At 45.3% G+C, this 22,012-nt stretch carries 21 protein-coding genes, 1 pseudogene and 2 riboswitches; of the genes and pseudogenes, 15 read left to right on the top strand and 7 right to left on the bottom strand.

The genetic code is table 11. The annotated features are described in order from the left end of the window. Nucleotides 1-177: 177 nt before the first annotated feature. Both HMPREF0083_RS16550 and putP read left to right on the top strand, forming a co-directional pair. Complete coding sequence (locus HMPREF0083_RS16550; protein WP_040303225.1) at nucleotides 178-1,089, top strand: proline dehydrogenase family protein; 912 nt, start codon at nucleotides 178-180, stop codon at nucleotides 1,087-1,089. Between the two features lie 81 nt (nucleotides 1,090-1,170). Next, nucleotides 1,171-2,634: a sodium/proline symporter PutP gene (gene putP / locus HMPREF0083_RS16545; protein ID WP_040303208.1), complete on the top strand. Its 1,464-nt coding sequence runs from the start codon at nucleotides 1,171-1,173 to the stop codon at nucleotides 2,632-2,634. A 298-nt stretch (nucleotides 2,635-2,932) separates the two neighbouring features. On the opposite strand, the gene HMPREF0083_RS16540 is transcribed toward putP, so the two are convergent. From HMPREF0083_RS16540 to HMPREF0083_RS16525, 4 genes are read right to left on the bottom strand one after another with little or no spacing between them, the layout of a single operon-like run. Further along, entirely contained in the window at nucleotides 2,933-3,421 is a 489-nt protein-coding gene (locus HMPREF0083_RS16540; RefSeq protein WP_021622741.1) for a DUF1269 domain-containing protein, read from the bottom strand. 11 nt (nucleotides 3,422-3,432) lie between these two features. Further along, complete coding sequence (locus tag HMPREF0083_RS26485) at nucleotides 3,433-3,855, bottom strand: c-type cytochrome (protein ID WP_021622740.1); 423 nt, start codon at nucleotides 3,853-3,855, stop codon at nucleotides 3,433-3,435. A gap of 12 nt (nucleotides 3,856-3,867) precedes the next feature. Then, nucleotides 3,868-4,377, bottom strand: a complete 510-nt coding sequence (locus HMPREF0083_RS26480; RefSeq protein ID WP_021622739.1) for a cbb3-type cytochrome c oxidase subunit II — start codon at nucleotides 4,375-4,377, stop codon at nucleotides 3,868-3,870. Between the two features lie 22 nt (nucleotides 4,378-4,399). Further along, the gene (locus HMPREF0083_RS16525) at nucleotides 4,400-5,797 is read right to left on the bottom strand and encodes a cbb3-type cytochrome c oxidase subunit I (RefSeq protein WP_021622738.1); all 1,398 of its coding nucleotides are present in this window, start codon (nucleotides 5,795-5,797) and stop codon (nucleotides 4,400-4,402) included. 212 nt (nucleotides 5,798-6,009) lie between these two features. On the opposite strand from HMPREF0083_RS16525, the gene HMPREF0083_RS16520 reads away from it, so the two are divergent. From HMPREF0083_RS16520 to HMPREF0083_RS16490, 7 genes are all read left to right on the top strand, one after another. After that, the gene (locus HMPREF0083_RS16520; RefSeq protein WP_021622736.1) at nucleotides 6,010-6,603 is read left to right on the top strand and encodes a TetR/AcrR family transcriptional regulator; all 594 of its coding nucleotides are present in this window, start codon (nucleotides 6,010-6,012) and stop codon (nucleotides 6,601-6,603) included. 126 nt (nucleotides 6,604-6,729) lie between these two features. Further along, nucleotides 6,730-7,515 (top strand): enoyl-CoA hydratase, encoded by a 786-nt coding sequence (locus HMPREF0083_RS16515; protein WP_021622735.1) that lies wholly within the window; start codon nucleotides 6,730-6,732, stop codon nucleotides 7,513-7,515. Nucleotides 7,516-7,610: 95 nt separating this feature from the next. After that, nucleotides 7,611-8,375 (top strand): electron transfer flavoprotein subunit beta/FixA family protein, encoded by a 765-nt coding sequence (locus tag HMPREF0083_RS16510; protein WP_021622734.1) that lies wholly within the window; start codon nucleotides 7,611-7,613, stop codon nucleotides 8,373-8,375. Nucleotides 8,376-8,396: 21 nt separating this feature from the next. Continuing rightward, the gene (locus HMPREF0083_RS16505) at nucleotides 8,397-9,362 is read left to right on the top strand and encodes an electron transfer flavoprotein subunit alpha/FixB family protein (RefSeq protein WP_021622733.1); all 966 of its coding nucleotides are present in this window, start codon (nucleotides 8,397-8,399) and stop codon (nucleotides 9,360-9,362) included. 401 nt (nucleotides 9,363-9,763) lie between these two features. After that, a complete protein-coding gene (gene trxA / locus HMPREF0083_RS16500) occupies nucleotides 9,764-10,081 on the top strand; it encodes a thioredoxin (RefSeq protein ID WP_021622731.1) in 318 nt (105 codons plus the stop codon). A 183-nt stretch (nucleotides 10,082-10,264) separates the two neighbouring features. Further along, nucleotides 10,265-12,061, top strand: coding sequence for an excinuclease ABC subunit UvrC (gene uvrC / locus HMPREF0083_RS16495; RefSeq protein ID WP_021622729.1), 1,797 nt, complete (start codon nucleotides 10,265-10,267; stop codon nucleotides 12,059-12,061). Between the two features lie 79 nt (nucleotides 12,062-12,140). Then, nucleotides 12,141-12,330, top strand: a riboswitch (Lysine riboswitch). Nucleotides 12,331-12,509: 179 nt separating this feature from the next. Continuing rightward, nucleotides 12,510-13,754 carry an aspartate kinase gene (locus HMPREF0083_RS16490; RefSeq protein ID WP_021622728.1) on the top strand — a complete coding sequence of 415 codons (1,245 nt, stop codon included), beginning with the start codon at nucleotides 12,510-12,512 and terminating at the stop codon, nucleotides 13,752-13,754. Between the two features lie 127 nt (nucleotides 13,755-13,881). Here HMPREF0083_RS16490 and HMPREF0083_RS16485 read toward each other — a convergent pair whose 3' ends face one another. Further along, nucleotides 13,882-14,457 (bottom strand): biotin transporter BioY, encoded by a 576-nt coding sequence (locus tag HMPREF0083_RS16485; protein WP_021622727.1) that lies wholly within the window; start codon nucleotides 14,455-14,457, stop codon nucleotides 13,882-13,884. 143 nt (nucleotides 14,458-14,600) lie between these two features. Then, nucleotides 14,601-14,713: riboswitch (SAM riboswitch) on the top strand. A 52-nt stretch (nucleotides 14,714-14,765) separates the two neighbouring features. Here HMPREF0083_RS16485 and metX point away from each other — a divergent pair. The 6 genes and pseudogenes from metX to HMPREF0083_RS29445 form a co-directional block, all read left to right on the top strand. Beyond that, nucleotides 14,766-15,923 carry a homoserine O-acetyltransferase MetX gene (gene metX, locus HMPREF0083_RS16480; RefSeq protein WP_021622726.1) on the top strand — a complete coding sequence of 386 codons (1,158 nt, stop codon included), beginning with the start codon at nucleotides 14,766-14,768 and terminating at the stop codon, nucleotides 15,921-15,923. A gap of 313 nt (nucleotides 15,924-16,236) precedes the next feature. After that, nucleotides 16,237-16,887 carry a succinate dehydrogenase cytochrome b558 subunit gene (locus HMPREF0083_RS16475; RefSeq protein WP_040303204.1) on the top strand — a complete coding sequence of 217 codons (651 nt, stop codon included), beginning with the start codon at nucleotides 16,237-16,239 and terminating at the stop codon, nucleotides 16,885-16,887. Between the two features lie 11 nt (nucleotides 16,888-16,898). Further along, complete coding sequence (gene sdhA, locus HMPREF0083_RS16470; protein WP_021622724.1) at nucleotides 16,899-18,671, top strand: succinate dehydrogenase flavoprotein subunit; 1,773 nt, start codon at nucleotides 16,899-16,901, stop codon at nucleotides 18,669-18,671. 23 nt (nucleotides 18,672-18,694) lie between these two features. Then, nucleotides 18,695-19,450: a succinate dehydrogenase iron-sulfur subunit gene (gene sdhB / locus HMPREF0083_RS16465; RefSeq protein ID WP_021622723.1), complete on the top strand. Its 756-nt coding sequence runs from the start codon at nucleotides 18,695-18,697 to the stop codon at nucleotides 19,448-19,450. 153 nt (nucleotides 19,451-19,603) lie between these two features. Then, nucleotides 19,604-20,656: a biotin synthase BioB gene (bioB, locus tag HMPREF0083_RS16460; protein ID WP_021622721.1), complete on the top strand. Its 1,053-nt coding sequence runs from the start codon at nucleotides 19,604-19,606 to the stop codon at nucleotides 20,654-20,656. Between the two features lie 120 nt (nucleotides 20,657-20,776). Further along, nucleotides 20,777-21,026: pseudogene (locus tag HMPREF0083_RS29445) on the top strand (transposase); the annotation flags it as partial. A gap of 186 nt (nucleotides 21,027-21,212) precedes the next feature. Here HMPREF0083_RS29445 and HMPREF0083_RS16455 read toward each other — a convergent pair. Beyond that, nucleotides 21,213-21,449: an MbeD/MobD family mobilization/exclusion family protein gene (locus tag HMPREF0083_RS16455; RefSeq protein ID WP_021622718.1), complete on the bottom strand. Its 237-nt coding sequence runs from the start codon at nucleotides 21,447-21,449 to the stop codon at nucleotides 21,213-21,215. 346 nt (nucleotides 21,450-21,795) lie between these two features. Further along, entirely contained in the window at nucleotides 21,796-21,969 is a 174-nt protein-coding gene (locus HMPREF0083_RS28170; protein WP_021622717.1) for a hypothetical protein, read from the bottom strand. Nucleotides 21,970-22,012 lie beyond the last annotated feature (43 nt).

Here is a 22,012-nt window from a genome sequence, read left to right as displayed (position 1 = left end):
CACGCAGCCGAAGCTGTCGTCCGAGATTTTGTAAGAATACTACACAAGAGAAAAAGGCAGAGGGGCCCGGTTTTTATATTGTCGGGCGCTTCCTCCCTTTTTTCTTGTTTGCATCAAAGCTGGGGATAACATTTCATTTTGTATTTTTAATGAGAGGATGAGAAGACAATGGCGATCATGGAAGCAACGATGAAAAACTTTTTCTTGTTTCTTTCCCAAAGCAAATCAATGAATCAGGCAGCGAAGAAATGGGGGCTGCGTTTTGGCGCCAGTCGATTTATCGCCGGAGAGACGATTCAGGAAGCGATGCAAAAGGTGCAGAACTTAAACAAACAGGGGCTCCTATGTACGCTGGATCACATTGGCGAGTTCGTATTTAGCCGTGAAGAAGCGATTGAATCGGCAGACTATTGCGTAAAAACCTTGGATGCGATTCATCAAATGGGTGCAGTAAGCAACCTTTCGCTTAAATTGACCCAACTTGGCCTTGATATTGATGTTGAGTTATGCCGTCAGAATATGAGACGTATTCTGGACACCGCAAAGAAATATGGCAATTTTGTTCGTATTGATATGGAAGACTATGGACATTGCCAGCAGACGCTCGATTTGCTTGCTGAACTTCGCCATGATTACGATAATGTCGGTACTGTTATTCAGGCTTATCTGTATCGTACAGAAAAGGATATCGAAGATTTGAAAGGGGTTTCATTACGCCTAGTAAAAGGAGCGTATAAAGAATCTCCGGAAGTAGCTTATCCAGAAAAGAAAGATGTAGACGAGAACTATAAGAAAATTATCAAGATGCATTTGCTGAACGGAAGCTATACCGCAATCGCATCCCATGACGATGAGATTATCGAGTATACGAAGCGACTGGCCGACGAGTATAGCATTCCACGTGAACAATTTGAGTTTCAGATGCTATACGGTATTCGTACACAGTCTCAAATTGAGCTTGCGCAGCAGGGATATAAAATGCGTGTGTATGTCCCTTATGGAAACGACTGGTACGGGTATTTTATGCGTCGATTGGCGGAACGTCCGGCTAATGTAGCGTTTGTATTAAAAGGGATGGTTACAAAATAGAGTAAATGTTTTAAAATAATAAGGTTTGAAGGCCAAAAAGTTTTAAGACAGAGAAGAATAAAAAGTTGAGGGGGTTCAATGATGGATGTGCAGTTGCTGATTTCCATTACCGTGTATATGCTCGGCATGCTGCTAATCGGTTATTATGCTTACAAGCGTACTTCGAACTTAACGGATTACATGCTTGGCGGCCGTACGCTGGGTCCTGCTGTAACAGCGCTTAGTGCAGGTGCTTCTGATATGAGCGGTTGGCTTATGCTCGGTCTTCCGGGTGCCATGTTTGTGCAGGGATTGAGCGCTTCCTGGATCGCTATCGGCCTTACGCTTGGAGCGTATGCGAACTGGTTATATGTAGCGCCCCGTTTACGCACATATACAGAGACGGCCAATGCGATCACAATACCTGAATTTCTGGAGAAACGCTTTGATGACAAGACAAAAATTCTACGTATCGTATCCGGCTTGGTCATTATGATTTTCTTTACATTCTATGTTTCTTCGGGGCTTGTTTCTGGTGCCGTATTGTTTGAGAATTCATTCGGTATTAGTTACCATGTCGGCCTGTGGATTGTTGCAGGTGTTGTTGTAACATATACGCTATTCGGTGGTTTTCTTGCAGTAAGCTGGACCGATTTCGTACAAGGACTTATTATGGTCATTGCATTAATTATGGTTCCGGCTGTTACCGTCTTCAATACGGGGGGATCGATCGGTGGCTCATTTACGACCATTCATGAAATCGATCCAAAACTGATGGACATGTTCCAGGGAGCGACGCTTCTAGGCATTATTTCTTTATTCGCATGGGGACTGGGTTATTTCGGTCAACCTCATATTATCGTTCGCTTTATGGCTATTTCATCAGTAAAAGAAATAAAAACAGCCCGCCGTATCGGAATGGGTTGGATGATTTTCTCAGTCGTCGGAGCGATGTTTACTGGCTTTGTTGGAATCGCTTACTTTGCAAATAGAGGAATGAAGCTGACCGATCCTGAAACCGTGTTTATGGAGTTAGGGCATATCCTGTTCCATCCGTTAATTACGGGCTTCTTGTTGGCAGCCATCTTGGCAGCGGTAATGAGCACGATTTCGTCACAACTGCTCGTTACTTCGAGCTCATTGACGGAAGATATATACAAAACATTCTTCCGCCGTTCTGCTACTGATAAAGAGCTTGTTTCTATTGGGCGTCTCTCTGTGCTGGTTGTTGCGCTGATTGCACTTATGCTTGCATTCAATAAAAATAGTACAATTCTTTCGCTTGTCGGATATGCATGGGCGGGATTCGGGTCTTCATTCGGTCCGGTAATTCTTCTAAGCTTGTATTGGAAACGGATGAATAAGTGGGGCGCATTGGCCGGAATGATTGCCGGTTCAGCTACGGTTATTATTTGGACCCGTTTTCCTGGGTTATCAAAAATGCTATATGAAATGATACCTGGTTTTGCAGCAAGTCTTCTCGCTATTGTAGTTGTAAGCGTGATGACGGCCAAGCCGTCTGCGAAGCTGGAAGAGCAGTTTGAACAAGGTACTCGCTCTGCGTAAGTGTTATCATCCCCTTTTGTCCCATGACAAAGGGGGATTTTTGTTGCCTATTGTGAATAAAATGAACATGCGGAAGAGGAAGCGAGGCATAAACCGTATAAATAATGCTGGACATTTCGACATTAAGGCGTGGTTGGAGGTAGGAAAACAGGAGAAGGAAGGGGAGAGGGAGAGATACGTTCCGCACCTTGGAGGAAAAAGGGCAGCATGTCTTTTCCAACCCCTGAGGTTCTCTTTTTTTCTCCCCTCCTGCCACAAAAGGTTATGGATTCATCAAGTTTTAGATGTGTATACATATTTAATTTTCTATAACTGGTTCCTCGTGGATATCAACGGCACCGTACTTTTCCAGCAGATGGATAACGGGTCCGCGAAGTTCAGCCTTACTGATTTCGACAACAAGCACAACCTGTCCGCCTGTAAGATGTTGACTGATATGTTCTGACGTATATCGATTTATACCCAGATCAGCCAATCCCCCTATGATACCACCGGATGTAGCACCAGCCAGCATGGAAAGAATAGGGCCTGCTGCGATAATGGGACCGATACCGGGAATAAGCAGGGTTCCCATGCTAAAAGCAAGTCCTGCGGCGCCTCCGACGACGGAACCGATGGCCATGCCGTCAACGATTGGATCGGCACTAGCATCCCCTGTAAATGTGTCAGGGGTATTTGTTTTTTGCAAGAAAGAAATTTCTTCTTTTTTAACGTATTCCTGTAAAGCGTGAAATGCACGTTCCGCTTCTTCAGGAAGAGGAAACACAGCTACAATGTGAGGGTTCACAATAATCCTCCTTACAAGGTGCGCAAGTATTTTTCCACAGCTTTAATCTGTTCGTTGTCAAGTCCCTGGTTCGGAAGAGAGGGCATAGCACCCCGGCCATTCAGCAGCACCTCGGTCAGTTTATCGCCTGGAAGGCGCTGTCCTACCCCCTGGAGTCCCGGGCCGACCAGCCTTTCTTTGCTCAGATTGTGGCACCCAAGGCAATGCTGTTGAACGATGGTCTCTCCGTTTACTGGTTTATTGCCTGCTGTATCTTTTGTACGTTCGTTTACCGGCTGGGCCAGAACCGAGTAGCCGATCGCCCAGGCCGCCAGTACGATGTACGTAATGACGAGAAAACGCGGTACCTTGGCATTTGCCATCCGTATCCCCGCAACTTCCTCAATAGGTTCCTCATGCGTTGTTTTCTTCTTCTCGCGGCGTTCTTCATCCATTAATCCTACCTCCTAGCGTCCTTCAGTCGAAGGCGCCGGTTTTAAGCTCATCAAATAAGCAATTAAATCTTCGGTATCCTGGTCGGATAAATAGCTGTAGCTTGGCATGGTACTACCGGGAAATACTTGACGCGGATTTTTCAAATGTACACGGTGCCATTGTTCATTCCAGCGGGTTCCTACCCAGGTTAAATCAGACCCAGTGCGCACACTTCCTAACAGGTGCGGATAATCATGACGATAATCCTCAGGTACGGAGACCGGGCCTAGGGAGGAATCAGCTTTTACAGGCCGTACGAATTGCGTATGGCATACGTGGCAGCCTTCCCGGATGTAAACCTGGCGTCCACGGTATTCAGGAGAGTCGATCGCATAGTTTTTTATCTTGGCATTTGCGTTCTCCCGCTGCATGACTTCGTCGTAGAAAGGAAGCACCACAGTTGCGGCAACTCCAATAAAGAAAAGCAGGGACGCACCGATGATAAAAGGTCTCATGAATCTTTCTTTGCTTTGTCCGCTCATGCTCTTGCTCCTTTCCTCAAACTTACGCAGTAGATGTGGATTTTTCTTCAACCGATAAAAGTTGCCCGTCTTTAATTGAACGGCGAACATTGTAAGCAAACACGATTTGCCCGATAAACATTAGCGTACCGCCGATAGCACGAGCGATGGCAAACGGTTGCAAGGAGACAACTACCTCAAGAAACGGCACACCATATTGTTTTCCTTCTGTCCAGGCGAACCCTTGCATAACCCCTGCGGTCCAGGTGGTAAAAGCAAAAATAAGAAAACCGATAATGGATAGCCAGAAATGCCAATTCATCAACGTATCGCTGTAAATCTTGCGTCCGGTCAACGACGGTAGCGCGTGGTAGAATAGCGCGAATAGTACGAAGGAGAAGGCGCCAAATAACGGCATATGTGCATGCCCGATTATCCAGTTGGTGAATTTGAGAATCGCGCTCGGCTGCATTAAGGATTGGAAGGGACCTTGCAGACAGGTGATGAGATAAAAAATAGCTCCGGTTACAACAAATTTTAATGGCACGTTTTCCGATATCATGTGCCATTTTCCTTTCATCGTGCCAAATACGTTAGCAAGTACGGTCCATACCGGAATGATGAGCAGTACGGACGGGATGACACCTGCTTTCATTAACCATGCAGGAATGGGGCCATTCTGTAAGTGATGAGGACCGTTCCATACATAGAATGTAGCGATCGTCCAGAATCCTATTAACGAGAGCTTATGACTGTAGAGCGGATTTTTGGAGAGTAGCGGAAGCAAGTAATAGATGAATCCGACTCCTACCGTCGTAAACCAGAGACCGATAACGTTATGACCGTAAAACCACCCCGCCAGCGCCTGCGGAATGCCCGTGATAAAATAGGTGACAATGTTGCCAATAATATAGAGAAACGGTAACCAAATGAGAGAGCCCATGAAATACCAGAGGCTGACATAAAGCTGGCTTTCGTTCCGCTTCGCAATCGTCTTAAAACAAATATAAGCTGCTCCCGCTACCAGCACGATTAAGTATACATCCAGAGGCCAGGTTGACTCCGCGTATTCGATTGTAGTCGTATAGCCCATAGATAAAGTAACGATTGCGGCCACGATATAGATATTCCACAGGATGCCGATTGCATGGGCAAGACGAGGATGTTCGAGTGATTTACGTGTTAGCTGCGGAATAATGTAGAACAATCCGCCTGCGTATGCCATCGACAGCCATCCGAATAGTACAACATGCGTATGTGCAGGACGAATGCGGCCATAAGAGAGGTATTTTTGAAGAAATTCGCCCCATACCAGGAAATTAGGCCATACATATTTAATAGCGAGAATAAGCCCGATCGTCATTCCAATCAGAAGCCATGTGATGGAAGAGTAGAAGAATAGACGGACCACTCTGTTTTCATTGTGTGCAATGGCTGTCATAACAGACTCCTTTCATAAAGCTTTGGAATAAAATCATGTTAAGTATTTCCTGAGCAAAGAAAAATATTCTAGGAGAAGGAGAATGAAGAGAAATGTCGAAATATACATACAAGATAAACATCCCTTTCGATATATATTGACAATCCCGATTTTTTTGAATAAACTTAACACGAGTGAATGCTCATTCATTATTTGGGATTTGAGGGAATGGTATGGCGAAAAAGACAGGGGAGAAATATCAAAACATTATTGAGGCGGCCGTGAAGGTAATTGCCCGTTATGGCTATCATCAAGCGCAAGTATCAAAAATCGCCCGGGAGGCTTCGGTTGCAGACGGGACAATTTATCTTTATTTCGATAATAAGGATGACATATTGATCTCGCTGTTTAAGGAGAAGATAGGTGCTTTCATCGATACAGCCCGAACGCGGATTGAACAGCTGGACAGAGCCGATGACCGTCTGCGTGAGCTCATCTATATGCACCTATGGCAAATGTCGCAAGATCGCAATTTAGCTATTGTGACTCAGATTGAAACGCGACAATCCAACCCGGTACTCAGAGCGGGAATTTATGACGTGCTCAAGCATTATTTGAATTTGATTGATGAGGTGGTTTTTCTGGGGAAAAAACAAGGAATATTCGGACCAGATGTGGACCACCGGATAGCACGCAAGATGATTTTTGGTACGTTGGATGAAGTTGTCACTTCATGGGTTATGAACGAGCGGGATTATAACCTTATCAACCTTGTCGAATCTATCCATAACCTTTTCATTAACGGACTGAAAGTGGCAAAACAGTGAATTTGCACAAAATATAGCGACTAAGTAAAGAGAAAATTATTATAATTTAGTAGACAGGCAATTTGCTGAAAATAAGTATAATGGAAATTGTCCGTCCACATTTCAGGTTATGGAGGGAGAGAACCAATGGAGTTTACCAATGTCAAGCTTGAAGTGGAAAACAGGGTGGGATATATCAGAATTGATGCGCCCCCCGCAAATACGCTTAGTTCCGTTACGCTTTCGGGATTGAGTGAAGCTTTTGATTACGTTGAAGGAAACAGTGACGTAAAGGTAGTTGTAGTAACTGGAGCCGGGAAATTTTTTGTTGCAGGGGCGGATATCAAGGAGTTCACAAATGCATTTGATAACCCGAAGGCAGCTGAACAGATGGCTCATACCGGACAGAAGCTATTTGACAGAATTGAGAATTTCTCTAAGCCAGTAATCGCCGCTGTCAATGGAGCAGCACTGGGTGGAGGACTGGAGCTGGCGATGGCATGTCATATGAGATATGCAGCTGAAGATGCTAAATTGGGATTGCCCGAACTTAATCTGGGGCTTATTCCTGGCTTTGGAGGAACACAACGGTTGGCCCGTTTGACCAATCAAGCGAAAGCGTTGGAATTGATTCTAACAAGCCAGTTTATTGATGGTAAGGAAGCGGAACGTATCGGGTTAGTTAATCATGCAATTCCGCTAGCTTCTCTAATGGATGAGGTAAAGAAAACTGCTGAGCTTATTGCGCTTCAAAAAAGCGCTGTCTCTGTATCGGCTTCTCTTAAAGCGGTTACATATGGACTGCAGGAAGGACAGGAAAAGGGTATGGAGAAAGAAGCGATTCTATTCGGGGAGCTGTTTGCATCGGATGATATGAAAGAGGGCGTCGGCGCTTTCATTGAGAAACGCAAAGCGCAGTTTACCGATAAGTAAAATGGTGGCAAGTTTCGTTCACGCTATTGCCCGAAGTCATAGCAAGGCGCTGAACCTCTTAAATAAATCAGCATTGAAGTCAAAGGAGGATATATATGAACATTCTTGTATGCTTGAAGCAAACGTTTGATACGGAAGAGAAAATCGTGCTCGAAAATGGCACGATTAGCGAAGATGGCGTTGAATTCATCATGAATCCGTATGATGAATATGCGGTAGAAGAAGCAATTACGCTACGCGACGAGCATGGCGGCGAAGTTACTGTCATTACGGTTGGACCGGAGCGGGCTGAGAGCGCGCTGCGGACCGCACTGGCGATGGGTGCGGACAAAGCCGTCATCGTTGATGATGAAGAGATCCATACAGACGAATACAGCGTTGCTAAAATTCTGGCTGCCGTGATCAAGGACCGCGAATACGATATTATCCTCGGCGGCAATATGGCGGTGGATAACGGCTCCGGGCAAGTAGGTCCTCGCCTGGCGGAAGAGCTGAACATCGCACAAGTAACGACCATTACGAAGCTGAGTGTAGATGGTGGAAAAGCAACCATCGAACGCGATGTGGAAGGGGATACGGAGACGATCGAAGTCTCCCTGCCGGTGCTGGTTACCGCACAGCAAGGCTTGAACGAACCGCGATATCCTTCGCTACCGGGCATCATGAAAGCGAAGAAAAAGCCAATGGAACGCCTTACGATAGACGATCTGGGCATTGACGGAGAGGTTGCGGCGAAGACGAGTGTCATCGAAACCTTCCTGCCACCGAAGAAAGAAGCGGGACGTATCCTGAGTGGGGATGTGGCGGATCAAGTAAAAGAACTGGTACAGCTTCTTCGCAACGAAGCGAAAGTAATCTAAGGTCAGAGGAGGACGAGCGATATGAGCAAAAAAGTATTGGTGGTAGCAGAAGCGAGAGATAAAAGCCTACGAAACGTATCCTTTGAAGCGCTGACGGCAGCGCAGCGCATCGCGGAAGGCGGCGACATCGTCGCGGTAACCTTCGGCAGTGATGCGGCCAGCCATGTGGCTGATCTTGGGAAATACGGGGCCGCAAAAGTATATGTAGTGGCAAACAAAGAGCTGGATACGTATACGACGGATGCGTATTTCCAGGCTTTGCGTCAGGTTATTGAAGAGGTTCAGCCGGATGCGATTCTGATGCCGCATACAGCGATTGGAAAAGATTTAGCCCCGCGCATTGCCGCCCGCCTTGGTCTTGGCCTCGTATCGGATGTGATCGATGTTCAGATAGAAGGTGGCGAGGTAATATTCACCCGTCCAATTTATGCAGGGAAAGCATTTGAGAAGAAGAAAGTAACGGACGGTACCGTGTTTGCCACGGTACGGCCGAACAATATCGCAGCGGAAGAGACAGCCGGTTCGGCTGAAAAAGTCGATTTCAATGCAGAGATCAAGGACCTGCGTACAATCGTAAAAGATATCGTACGCAAAACGACAGGCGGCGTTGACCTGTCGGAAGCAAAAGTGGTCGTATCCGGCGGCCGCGGCGTGAAGTCGGCGGAAGGATTCAAACCGCTGCAAGAGCTGGCAGAGGTGCTGGGGGGGGCGGTTGGCGCATCCCGTGGTGCATGCGATGCTGAATACTGCGATTATTCATTGCAAATCGGCCAAACCGGAAAAGTGGTCACGCCGGATCTGTACATTGCGGCGGGGATCTCAGGCGCGATTCAGCATTTGGCAGGCATGTCCAGTTCTAAAGTCATTGTTGCGATTAACAAAGATCCGGAAGCACCGATTTTCCAGATTGCCGACTACGGTATCGTTGGCGACCTGTTTGAGGTCGTTCCCCTGCTTACAGAAGAATTTAAGAAAGTTCTGGTATAATTCAGGTTGAAGCAAAGCAGCACCACATACGGTGCTGCTTTTTTTTCGGTGTGGAGCTGTATGGCGTGAAAGTTGAATCAGAATATCAATTGTCTCTACCATAGAGCCCTTCAGATGTTTTGCGGTCCCGCCTGGCTGAGGCAAAAAGCGGCCCTCTCTGCTTCTGTGTGGGAGACGAACCGACGCCGTTTTGAGGCACGGTGTGGTGACGATCCACTCTGGATCGTGCTGGATAATCAACATCTTTGATGTTAATACACTTTTCACTTTGTACATAGTGTTTCGCAAGTGGATATTTTGAGGTAAGGATGGTATACTGTTAGTGGTATATATTTGTTGTATACCGCCACACAAATATTTGAATTCAAGTAGGAACTTGAGATAAAAGGAGGAAGTTACATATGGCAATTGTAAATGTAACAGACAACACATTCCAAAATGAAGTAGAGGGCAGCGGCACCGTGCTGGTTGACTTCTGGGCTCCTTGGTGCGGTCCTTGCAAAATGATTGCTCCGGTTCTTGAAGAGATTGACGGCGAGATTGGCAGCAAAGTTAAAATCGCTAAAGTAAACATTGACGAAAATCCAGAGTCCACACAGCGTTTTGGCGTAATGAGTATTCCAACACTGATGCTGGTAAAAGACGGTCAGGTAGTTGACAAAATCATCGGCTTCCAGCCGAAAGAGAGCCTGTTAAGCGCTATTAACAAGCATCTGTAAACTTGCGTGTCAAGTCCTCCGGTTTCCACAATCGGGGGACTTCTTCATTCAGGCTTAATGTAAGGTAAGAAGGCCGCATAACCGAGTCGTTTGTTTCTTTGTTCACAATATGTATGTTTCGGTGTGCGCCCTGCTTATCTTTAGCGGCCATTGTATCTGTTTTGGAGAGGAAGGGAAGACCGAATGGACACATTGAAAGAAAAGCTCAGTCTTTTGCCCGATAAACCAGGCTGTTATCTAATGAAGAATGCAGCTGGCGAAGTTATCTATGTCGGTAAAGCCAAAGTGTTAAAAAACCGTGTTCGTTCTTATTTCACGGGTAGTCACGATGGAAAAACGCAACGTCTCGTTCAGGAAATCGTTGATTTTGAATACATTGTCACTTCTTCGCCGGTCGAAGCTTTATTATTGGAATGTAATCTAATTAAGAAGCATGACCCGCGTTATAACGTATTGCTTAAAGACGATAAAACGTACCCATACATCAAAATCACAAATGAAGAACATCCGCGTCTGGAAATTACCCGAAAAGTCATAAAAGACGGAGCCAAATATTTCGGTCCATATGCCAATGCAGGAGCTGCTCAGGAGACGAAAAAATTGTTGGATAGGCTCTACCCGCTTCGTAAATGCAAGAATATGCCAAAAAATGTCTGTCTCTATTATCACATGGGACAGTGTGTTGCTCCTTGTGAATATGAGATCGACATTAAACAATATGAAGAAATGATTGAGCAAATCACCCGATTTCTAAATGGGAGCTATGGGGAGATTAAACAAACCCTTAAGCATCAAATGGAAGAAGCGGCCGAGAATTTAGAATTCGAGCGTGCCAAAGAACTACGCGATCAAATTCAATATATCGAGGCTATTATGGAAAAGCAGAAAGTCACATTCAGTGACAACATTGACCGTGATGCCTGGGGCTATCATGCTGACAAAGGTTGGATGAGTATACAGGTCTTCCACATTCGTCAGGGTAAAATGATCGAACGGAATGTTGCTTCATTCCCGTACTATAGTGAGGAGCACGAAGATTTTATTTCTTATGTCGCCCAGTTTTATTTGAAGGAGCATGTTCGTCCCAAAGAAATTCTTCTGCCTGTAAGCGAAGGAACAGAAGAGCTGGAAGAGGCGATAGGGACGAAGCTGCTTTTTCCGCAACGCGGACCAAAAAAACAATTGACGGATATGGCCCGGGAGAATGCCCGCATCGCTCTGGAGGAAAAATTTGCACTTATGGCGCGTGATGAAGCGCGGTCAGTTCAGGCAGTACAGAAGCTTGGCGATGTGCTGGGTATCGGCTATCCGAAGCGTATTGAGGCATTTGATAATTCTAACATTCAAGGTGTCGATCCGGTCTCGGCGATGATTGTGTTTACAGATGGTAAGCCGGACAAGAAGGAATACCGTAAGTACAAAGTGAAGTCTGTAGTCGGGCCAGATGATTATGGTACGATGAGAGAGGTCGTACGCCGCCGTTACACGCGTGTGCTGAAAGAGGGGCTAGTACTGCCAAACCTTATTGTTATTGATGGTGGTAAGGGCCAGATTTCCGCCGCAGTCGATGTACTGGAAAATGAACTGGGACTATTTATACCCGTCTGTGGCTTAGCAAAGGACGAAAAGCATCGTACTGCTCAGCTATTAGTTGGCGATCCACCTATTCCAGTAGAATTGAAGCGAGACAGCAATGAATTCTATCTTCTGCAGCGCATCCAGGATGAAGTGCACCGATTTGCTATTACATTTCACCGTAGCACTCGGGGCAAGACGATGTTCCAGTCTAGATTGGACGATATTCCAGGTATAGGTGAAAAGCGTAAGAAGCTTCTTTTAAAACATTTTGGCTCTATCAAACGCATGAAAGAAGCATCTGTGGATGAGTATAGAAACCTTGGGATTGGAGACAAGCTGGCACGTCAAATTCTCGAACATTTACGCGAAGAACAGGAAGAGGCGGCTCGTGATTCAGAATGAAGACGGTTGTCTTTCTGATTCGTGTGTGGTACCATGTGTACAAATTGAATATTCACATGATGAACGCCTCACTTAAACAAGGTGAGGTAGAGGCGCGAAAACCATAAGTATCCTGCTGGAGGAATGAGAATCCGGAGAAAGCGGGGGAAAGGGGAATTCGCCGAAATGGCAGAACGAATCTCGACGTCTGCTGTTGGGCCTGCATTGAATAAGTGCAGGACTGTCACCGGATTATCGTCCCGGATAGCCGGTGGAGTACTATCTCGCACAGGGAATTGGGAAGTGAGCGTTAGCTGGATAGATTTGAGTATATAAGACAACAGCTAAGGCAGACGGCCTTTGTGTTGTCTTTTTTGTTTTGTCTGCGTCCTCTCTCTACCTTTCATATGTGCGGGATACTTAAAAACAAGCAGAAGCAGCACGCAAATGTTAAGGGAGGTAGCGAAAGATGAGTCTTATCGTACAAAAATTTGGCGGAACGTCTGTCGGCACTGTTGAACGAATTCAGGCGGTAGCCCGACGTATCGCATCGGCTGTGCAGGCCGGACACAGCATTGTGGCAGTTGTCTCTGCCATGGGAAAATCCACTGATGCCTTGGTCGATATGGCCAAGCAAATTACGGATATACAGAGTCCGCGTGAGATGGATATGCTGCTGACAACAGGGGAACAGGTATCTATCGCGCTATTGAGCATGGCGCTTCAGGCAATAGGACACGATGCTGTCTCTATGACAGGTTGGCAGGCAGGCATTACAACAGAGAACATACATATGAGGGCGCGGATTGATCATATTGATGAGTCGCCGGTTCGGAAAGCTTTACAGGAAGGTAAAGTCGTTATTGTTGCCGGATTCCAGGGAGTTTCTCCGAATGGTCAGATTACGACGCTTGGCCGAGGCGGATCGGATACAACGGCGGTAGCCTTAGCGGCAGCGCTTCATGCGGATATGTGTGAGATATATACGGATGTAGACGGAGTATATACAGTAGACCCGCGTCTTGTTCCTGGCGCCCGGAAGCTAACCAGCATCTCTTATGATGAGATGCTGGAGCTTGCAACGCTGGGTGCAGGTGTACTGCATCCACGTGCGGTGGAATGTGCGAAGCAGCACCGCGTACACTTGGTTGTACGTTCAAGCTTTAATGAGGAGGAAGGAACCGTAATTAAGGAGGAGGCAAATATGGAACAAGGACTGGTTGTGAGCGGGATTGCCCATGATAAAAACGTAGCAAAAATTACAGTAGCTGATTTGCCGACAAAAGTAGATGCAATGGCTAAACTTTTTGCGATTTTGGCTAAGGAACATATTAATGTAGATATTATCGTGCAGAGTGCTTATGAAGCGAATACAATGAATGTCTCATTCTCCATTAGCGGAGATGAGGTTAAGAGAACGCTTGATGTGCTGCTCGCGCATAGAGAGACGCTTCAGTTCGGATATGCAGTAGCAGAAGAACATCTTGCTAAAGTATCCATTGTGGGGGCAGGTATGATTACGAATCCCGGCGTGGCTGCACAGATGTTCAACTGTTTAGCTGATACAGGTGTAGAGATGAAGATGGTTTCTACCTCTGAAATAAAGGTTTCGTGTGTAATTCCTATGGCACAGATGGAAGAGGCTGTACGCGGCTTACATGCTTCGTTTGAATTGGATGCGAAAGAAGCTGCAGTTGTGTACGGAGTTTGTTAATTCTATATTTTTTCAAGAAAAAGAGCTCACCGTTTTTTAACGGATGAGCCCTTTTTTAATGGCTGGGAAAGCATATACCGTTTTACTGTCGTAAAGTGATATCTTATTCTTATTTTTCCTTCCTTTCTTATACTGCGATTTGATCATTGCGTAGTGAGGCAGGCAAAAGACCGGCAGAAGCGAGGCGGCGGCGGACCAGAACGCCGATGTAGGAAGCTACCGCAATTTTGACCAGATCGGGAATTACGAATAATCCCATACCGATTCCGAATGCCTGAGTCCATGGCAGGTGCATGACAAACTTCAACTGGGTTACCCCTAATGCGTAAATAATGATTAATCCGACAATATTAGCAAGAAATGCACGGAAGAATGTGATATTCCTACCTTTAAGCATTGTTCCTATAACGAATACAGCCACCGCGTAGCCGATGAGGTATCCGCCTGTTTTGCCGACGATGATACCGAAACCTGCCATGAACTGGACAAATATCGGAGCCCCTACTGCGCCGAGCAGTAAGTATAGAAGAACGGCGATCGTGCCATAGCGTCGGCCCAAAATGATGGGAGTAAGTGCGATGGCGAAATTCTGCAAAGTGAATGGAACTTGCGGAATGAATGAAAAGGAAATTTGAGCAGAAACTGCAATGAATGCGCAAAATAATGCCGACAAAACAAGCATTTTAATGTTTTCAGATCGCATAATTTTCACCTTTCTTATAATATGTTAACTTGTTATGACTTAAAGTTTACAAATAAGCGATAGTTTTTGTCAATATTGACATTAGTCTGTAAAAACTTTAGTATTGAACTAACTCAAAGAAAGACGGAATAAAATGATTATAGCTCTTATCAAGAGAGGCGGAGGGACTGGCCCGATGAAGCCCGGCAACCCCGTACATATGTACGGATAAGGTGCCAATTCCAGCAGGACGGACGTTCGTTCTGGGAGATAAGGGGAGGTTATGTAAGATGTAGGCGCCTCTTCCTTATAGGAAGAGGCGCTTTTTGATGGAGTGCGGAGACAATAGAGCAGATAAAGGCTGGGAAGGAGTGAGCAAGCGCATGGTACGGAACATGGTAGTGGACGAAATAACGCTGGAGTGCGGAGATACATTGAAGCAAGTTAACGTTACATTCGAGACGAGCGGAACGCTGAATGAGGAGAAAACAAACGCCATTCTGGTGTGTCACGCGCTTACCGGTGATGCATGCGCGGTTGGAGACGAGAATACGCCGGGGTGGTGGGAAGGCCTTATTGGCTCGGGACGTTATATCGATACGAATAAATACTTTGTGGTAACGGCCAATGTATTGGGAGGCTGTGCCGGCACGACGGGACCCGCATCTGTTCATCCGGAGACGGGAAAGCCGTACGGTTCGGATTTTCCTGTTGTTACAATTCGTGATATGGTGCAGCTACAATATAAAATGGTGAAAGGTTTGGGGATCGAGAAGCTGTTTGCCGTTGTCGGCGGCTCTATGGGGGGCATGCAAGTATATGAGTGGGCGGTGATGTATCCGGAAATGATGCATCTTATTCTGCCAATTGCTACGTCAGCTCGTTTGTCTGCTGTCGCCATTGCTTATAATGATGTAGGTCGACAGGCAATCCTGTCTGACCCGGAATGGAATAAAGGGCACTATTATCCAGGTAAAGGCCCGGTGAATGGATTATCAATTGCTCGAATGCTGGGAATGATTACGTATCGAACGGCAGATTTGTTTGAATACCGTTTTGGGCGACGCTTGAAAGATGAACAAACTGTTACACAATTTGATTGTACGTTCAATATTGAGAGTTATTTACGTTATCAGGGACAGAAGCTGGTTAGTCGCTTTGATGCCAACAGCTATCTCTATTTATTAAAAGCGATGGATTTGCATGACATTGGCAGAGGGCGTGGTGGGATTAAGGCAGCGCTTGAGAGTGTGAAGGCTAAGGTGCTCTCTGTGGCGATTTCAAATGATTTGTTATACCCCGCCGACCATCAGGAGGAAGTAGTAGAGATGCTTAAAGAATTGGGAAAAGAAGTAGAATATCATTTTGTCGAATCTATTTATGGCCATGATGGGTTTCTTGTCGAATTTGTAAAGATTGGACCATTGGTAAAACAGTTTATTGAAAAGCATGCCAGCATATGTAATCATTCAACCGCTTCACGTTAATTCAAACCGATTATCGTGGTATTTCGACAATTTGTCCGTCGCTTTCCTTGACGCTGTCACTTTCACGGAGTAAAATAAATTTGTCATAAAGTCTTCATTTATTCTTAAGGCTTCCTCAGGAAGCTTTTCTTCATGTCAAGTATGTAGACTGGAGTGGGTAAAGGGGGAGTTCCAGAGAGAAAAACAGAGTGGTGGGAAAACCTAAAACCGGTAGAGAAGTTGGAGAGAGTTCGGATTTGTCGAATGTTTTTGTGAAAAATGTGTCAAACTAGAAAACCTGAAGCGTATCCTTGTGAAAGGGGGAGTCTATGCAATGATGAATCACCGTCATTTTTTTAACCGTAAACTACATTCCCTGCTAGGGGTTGTACCGATCGGGGGATTTTTGTTCGTTCACTTATTTACGAATTTTTATGCTACACGTGGCGAAGCAGCTTTCCTTGAGCGTGTCGAAATTATGGAAGGGATTCCTTTCGTATCCCTGATTGAAATCGTGTTTATTTTCTTACCTATTTTGTACCACGGTATTTATGGACTCTATATTGCGTTCCAAGCCAAGAACAATGTAGGTAACTACGGATTTTTCCGTAATGTCATGTTCATGCTGCAGCGTGTAACAGGCGTTATCACGCTTATTTTTATTACATGGCACGTATGGGAAACGAAGATGCAAATGGTCATCGGCAATGTGGAAGCGACAGGCTTTTTCACATTAATGAACGAAATTCTAACCAATCCATTTATGCTGGTCTTCTATATTGTTGGTTTGCTATCTGCAACATTCCACTTTGCAAACGGTCTGTGGAGCTTTGCCGTAAGCTGGGGTATCACGGTAGGTCCTCGTGCACAGCGCATCTCCACATATGTGACAATGCTTATTTTCGTGTTAATGTCGGCAATGGGATTGATGGCTCTGTTCTCCTTTGCAAATCCCGTTGATGTAGCACAAGCAATTCAAAAATAGGGGGTTAGAGCATGAGTAAAGGTAAAGTTATCGTAGTTGGCGGCGGTTTGGCAGGCTTAATGTCTACAATTAAAGCTGCTGAGGCCGGATATCCGGTAGAGTTGTTTTCTCTTGTTCCTGTAAAACGCTCTCACTCTGTTTGTGCGCAGGGCGGTATTAACGGAGCGGTAAATACAAAAGGTGAAGGGGATTCCCCGTGGATCCACTTTGATGATACGGTATACGGCGGAGACTTCCTCGCAAATCAACCGCCTGTAAAAGCGATGTGTGATGCCGCACCTGGCATTATTTATATGTTTGACCGCATGGGTGTTATGTTTAACCGTACACCGGAAGGTCTGATTGACTTCCGTCGCTTTGGTGGTACGCAGCATCACCGCACAGCTTTCTCTGGTGCTACGACTGGTCAGCAGCTTCTGTACGCTTTGGACGAGCAAGTACGCCGTTGGGAAGTGAACGGTCTCGTTACAAAATACGAAGGATGGGAATTCCTGTCCGCTGTTCTTGATGATGAAGGCGTATGCCGTGGTATTACCGCACAGAACCTGCGCTCAATGGAAGTGAAGTCTTTCAAAGCTGACGCGGTTATTCTTGCAACAGGTGGCCCTGGCATTATTTTCGGTAAGTCTACAAACTCCGTCATTAATACGGCGACAGCTGCATCTGCAGTATATCAACAGGGAGCGGCCTACGCGAACGGGGAATTCATCCAGATTCACCCGACTGCGATTCCAGGAGATGACAAGCTGCGTCTGATGTCAGAGTCTGCACGTGGTGAGGGCGGACGTGTATGGACGTATAAAGACGGTAAGCCTTGGTACTTCCTTGAGGAGAAATATCCGGCTTACGGTAACCTTGTTCCACGTGACATTGCAACACGTGAAATTTTTGATGTTTGTGTTAACATGAAGCTAGGTATTAATGGCGAGAACATGGTATATCTCGACCTGTCGCATAAAGATCCACATGAGCTGGATATTAAGCTGGGCGGTATTATCGAGATTTATGAGAAGTTCGCCGGTGATGATCCGCGCAAAGTTCCGATGAAGATCTTCCCAGCAGTTCACTATTCCATGGGTGGTCTGTGGGTCGACTATAACCAAATGACGAAGATCCCTGGTTTGTTCGCTGCGGGCGAATGCGATTACTCCCAGCACGGTGCAAACCGCTTGGGTGCTAACTCCTTGCTATCTGCGGTATTCGGCGGTATGGTAGCCGGACCGAAAGCGATTGAGTATATTAAAGGACTGAACAAGTCTGCTGAAGATGTTTCGTCTACCATTTTTGATGCACAAGCGAAGAAAGAACAAGAGAAATATGATCGCATTACGAACATGACAAGCGGTACGGAAAATGCCTACAAGATTCACCGTGAGCTTGGGGAATGGATGACTGACAATGTAACGGTTGTTCGTTATAACGATAAATTGAAACAAACAGATGAGAAGATTCAAGAACTCATGGAACGCTATCAGAATATCAACATTAACGATACATCCAAATGGAGCAACGCAGGCGCTTCTTTCACTCGTCAGCTGTGGAATATGCTTGCACTTGCCCGCGTTATTACCATTGGTGCATTGCAGCGTAATGAAAGCCGTGGTGCGCACTACAAACCGGATTTCCCGGAACGTGATGACGACAACTTTATGAAGACCACGATGGCGAATTTCGACCCGGCAACTAATGCGCCGAAGATTTCGTATGAAGATATTGATGTGTCGCTGATTAAACCTCGTAAGCGTGACTACTCGAAAACACATGAAGTAGCTGAGAAGAAGTAGCAGAAAAAAAGGGGTGAAGAGAAATGGCTGAACAACAAAAAACCATTCATTTGATTATCACCCGTCAGGATGGTCCTGATGGAACGCCATATAAGCAGGAATTTAAAATTCCATATCGTCCAAATATGAATATTATCAGTTGCCTAATGGAAATCCAGCGCAACCCGGTAACGGTTGACGGTAAGGAAGTCGCTCCGATCGTATGGGAAATGAACTGCCTCGAAGAGGTATGTGGTGCTTGTTCCATGGTTATTAACGGCAAGCCGCGTCAGTCTTGCACGGCGTTGGTTGATAAGCTTGAACAGCCGATTCGTCTGGAACCGATGAAGACATTCCCGATAAATCGTGACCTTGCTGTTGATCGCAGCCGCATGTTCGATGCATTGAAGCGCGTAAAAGCATGGATTCCGATTGATGGTACGCATGACCTTGGTCCGGGACCGCGTATGCCAGAAGTGGATCGTCAATGGGCGTATGAATTGTCCCGCTGCATGACTTGTGGCGTATGTTTGGAAGCATGTCCAAATGTAAATGACAAGTCTCCGTTCATCGGTGCATTCGCCATCTCCCAGGTACGTCTGTTTAATGAACATCCGACTGGTAAGATGAACGCTGAAGAGCGTCTAGAGGGTTTGATGGGTGAAGGGGGCATTACGGATTGCGGTAACTCGCAAAACTGCGTGCAATCATGCCCGAAAGGTATTCCGCTCACTACGTCTATTGCTTCGATGAACCGTGCTACAACAGTATATTCAATTAAGAATTTCTTCCGTAACTAATACGGATATATAAGCACCCTGCCAATTTGGCGGGGTGTTGTTTTTTTGAATTTGTTATCTAATTCCTTTTGTTTGGTTGACATATAAAGTGGCGCCTCTTTATAATTAATGTTAACTAAATTGAAAATAATGTTGACAATATGAGGAGGAGCCATGCAAACACCAGTATTAGAAACAAAACCGAAAACTGATTGGGAAACGCTTGCAGAGGAAGTACTCGCAGGTAAAAAACTTACGAAGGAAGAAGCGTTGAGCATTTTACAGGCACCGGATACAGAAGTACTGGCATTGCTTCAAGGGGCATATCGTATTCGTAGCCACTATTACGGGAATAAAGTAAAGCTTAATATGATTATTAATGCAAAAAGCGGACTTTGTCCAGAGGACTGCGGCTATTGTTCGCAATCCATCGTCTCCAATGCACCGATCGAGAAATATCCGCAGCTCTCCAAGGATGTATTGGTGGATGGTGCGGCTAAAGCGAAAGAATCAAAAGCAGGTACATACTGTATTGTAATGAGCGGACGTCGCCCGACTGATAAAGAAGTGGATAATGTAGCCGAGGCAGTACGTGAGATAAAAGAGCAGCATAATATGAAGATTTGTGCTTGTCTAGGGCTCATTACACCAAATCAAGCAGCGAAACTAAAAGAGGCCGGTGTTGATCGGTTCAACCATAATATCAATACATCGGCATCCAATCATACAAATATTACATCCACTCATACGTATGATGACCGTATCGACACACTGAATAATGTTAAGGAAGCAGGCATGTCTCCTTGTTCTGGTGTTATTCTTGGTATGGGTGAAAGTGATGAGGAGATTGTCGAGATGGCATATGCGTTATATGAAATTGATGCTGATTCTATTCCAGTCAACTTTTTAAATGCAATTCCAGGTACCCCATTGGAATCGATGAAGAAGCTGGGAGCGATAAAGTGTCTCAAAGCGCTTGCGCTATTCCGTTATATTAATCCAACGAAGGAAATTAGAATTTCAGGCGGAAGGGAAGTAAACTTGCGCCATTTGCAACCGATGGGTCTATATGCCGCCAATTCGATATTTGTCGGCGATTATTTGACAACAGATGGACAGCGGACACAGTGGGATCATGAAATGATTGAAGACCTTGGATTTGAAATCGAGGACTGTGCATTTGATAGTGAGCCTCCTTCTATAAATGCTGATATATCAACGGTTTGACCTGTTTTTAACAGTGATAAAAAATTTTTCATTACTATCTTTAACCTAGATTATTCACCAACCAACACAAAATCCCACGGAAAAGTTGACTTGTTGGCTTTTCCGTGGGATTCTCTTTTTCACTTAAAAGATGAACGCACGTATTGCATTCATGAAAATGAACAGCTACTTTGTCAAAAAATTTATCCGTTTATCGCAGGTTATCAAGCGGACCGTTTAACACATGATCCGATTTTTACACAAGTGCGGTACACCTGAACTCGCTTCTCAACCGTCGTTATCAAGATTCTTCAAGCGCTTTGACACGCAAGCACTTCATCAACTTCAAGTAGCGAATCAGGAATTATTTGATAGAGTTCATCACGCCCGATAATCAAAAGCACTGATTTTTGATTTAGATTCCACACATGCTGATACATATGGAAACTAAGAACATTCATCCTACTAAAGCGAGTACTTTTTCATTTCAAGCCCCTGAAAATCTTTCTAATAGGAATGCTTATTAAAGTAATGAATATTTTTCCAAAAGAAAAAAAGCAACGCTATTCGTCGCTCTCTACTGATTCGTTATGGCTCGTTTGATTAGCTTTACATCCGTCGCTAAATCGTCTACTTGCTTTTGTACATCCGCAACTGGAGAATGTATATCACTATTTGCTGCTGTTTGTTCTCTAATGACTTCTAATTTGTGATTTAGTTCAGTAAATTGTTCGTCAACACTATCGAATCGTTGCTTCATTTCTTTTTTTATATCCTGCATTTCAGCAAGGATTTGCTTGAGTATTTCCTCCATCGATTATTCTCCTAGCATATATATGAATGTATTATATCATGGTTGTTGCTATATTTTCCTTCTACATTCTGCAGAAACCCCACAAAGCCACTTCTTCCTGCTTTTTCGCTTTTTGTATGTCATCGACCTTCGGTAGTTTTTACACTACTGATGGTCGACGCCGATGTTTCGAGCGGTTTTGCGAGGTGTCAAGGCAGCAGGTAAAATCCCCGGCCAGCTACCAGGATAAGGCGCCCACGGAAGCCGGGATTTTCCAACTGTCATGGTCGTCGAATCGACAAGCAAAAGCTCTTTTGGAAAGCCACTAGCCCGTCGGAAGTGGCGGTTACAGCGTGACAGCGCGAGACTAAACACCTCTTTTATCATGCCATACGGGCACCTGTCCGGCCTTTTTAGAAAGAGCGAAAAAATGAAAGGCAGGAACGCCGTACGTTTCCGCAACATCCGCTGCATGCCGAAAGCTTTTCCACTCATGGACAGCCGCCAGAATCCGTACACGGAGAAGAACAGAGAAGGTCATTTTTCGCCCAATTTCCTCCTTCCAACCACGTTATCATGTCAAA

This window comes from Aneurinibacillus aneurinilyticus ATCC 12856 (assembly GCF_000466385.1).
Taxonomy (GTDB): Bacteria; Bacillota; Bacilli; order Aneurinibacillales; family Aneurinibacillaceae; genus Aneurinibacillus; species Aneurinibacillus aneurinilyticus.
The sequence above is the reverse complement of the archived record's forward strand: the minus strand, read 5'-3'. Positions and strand labels throughout refer to the sequence as shown.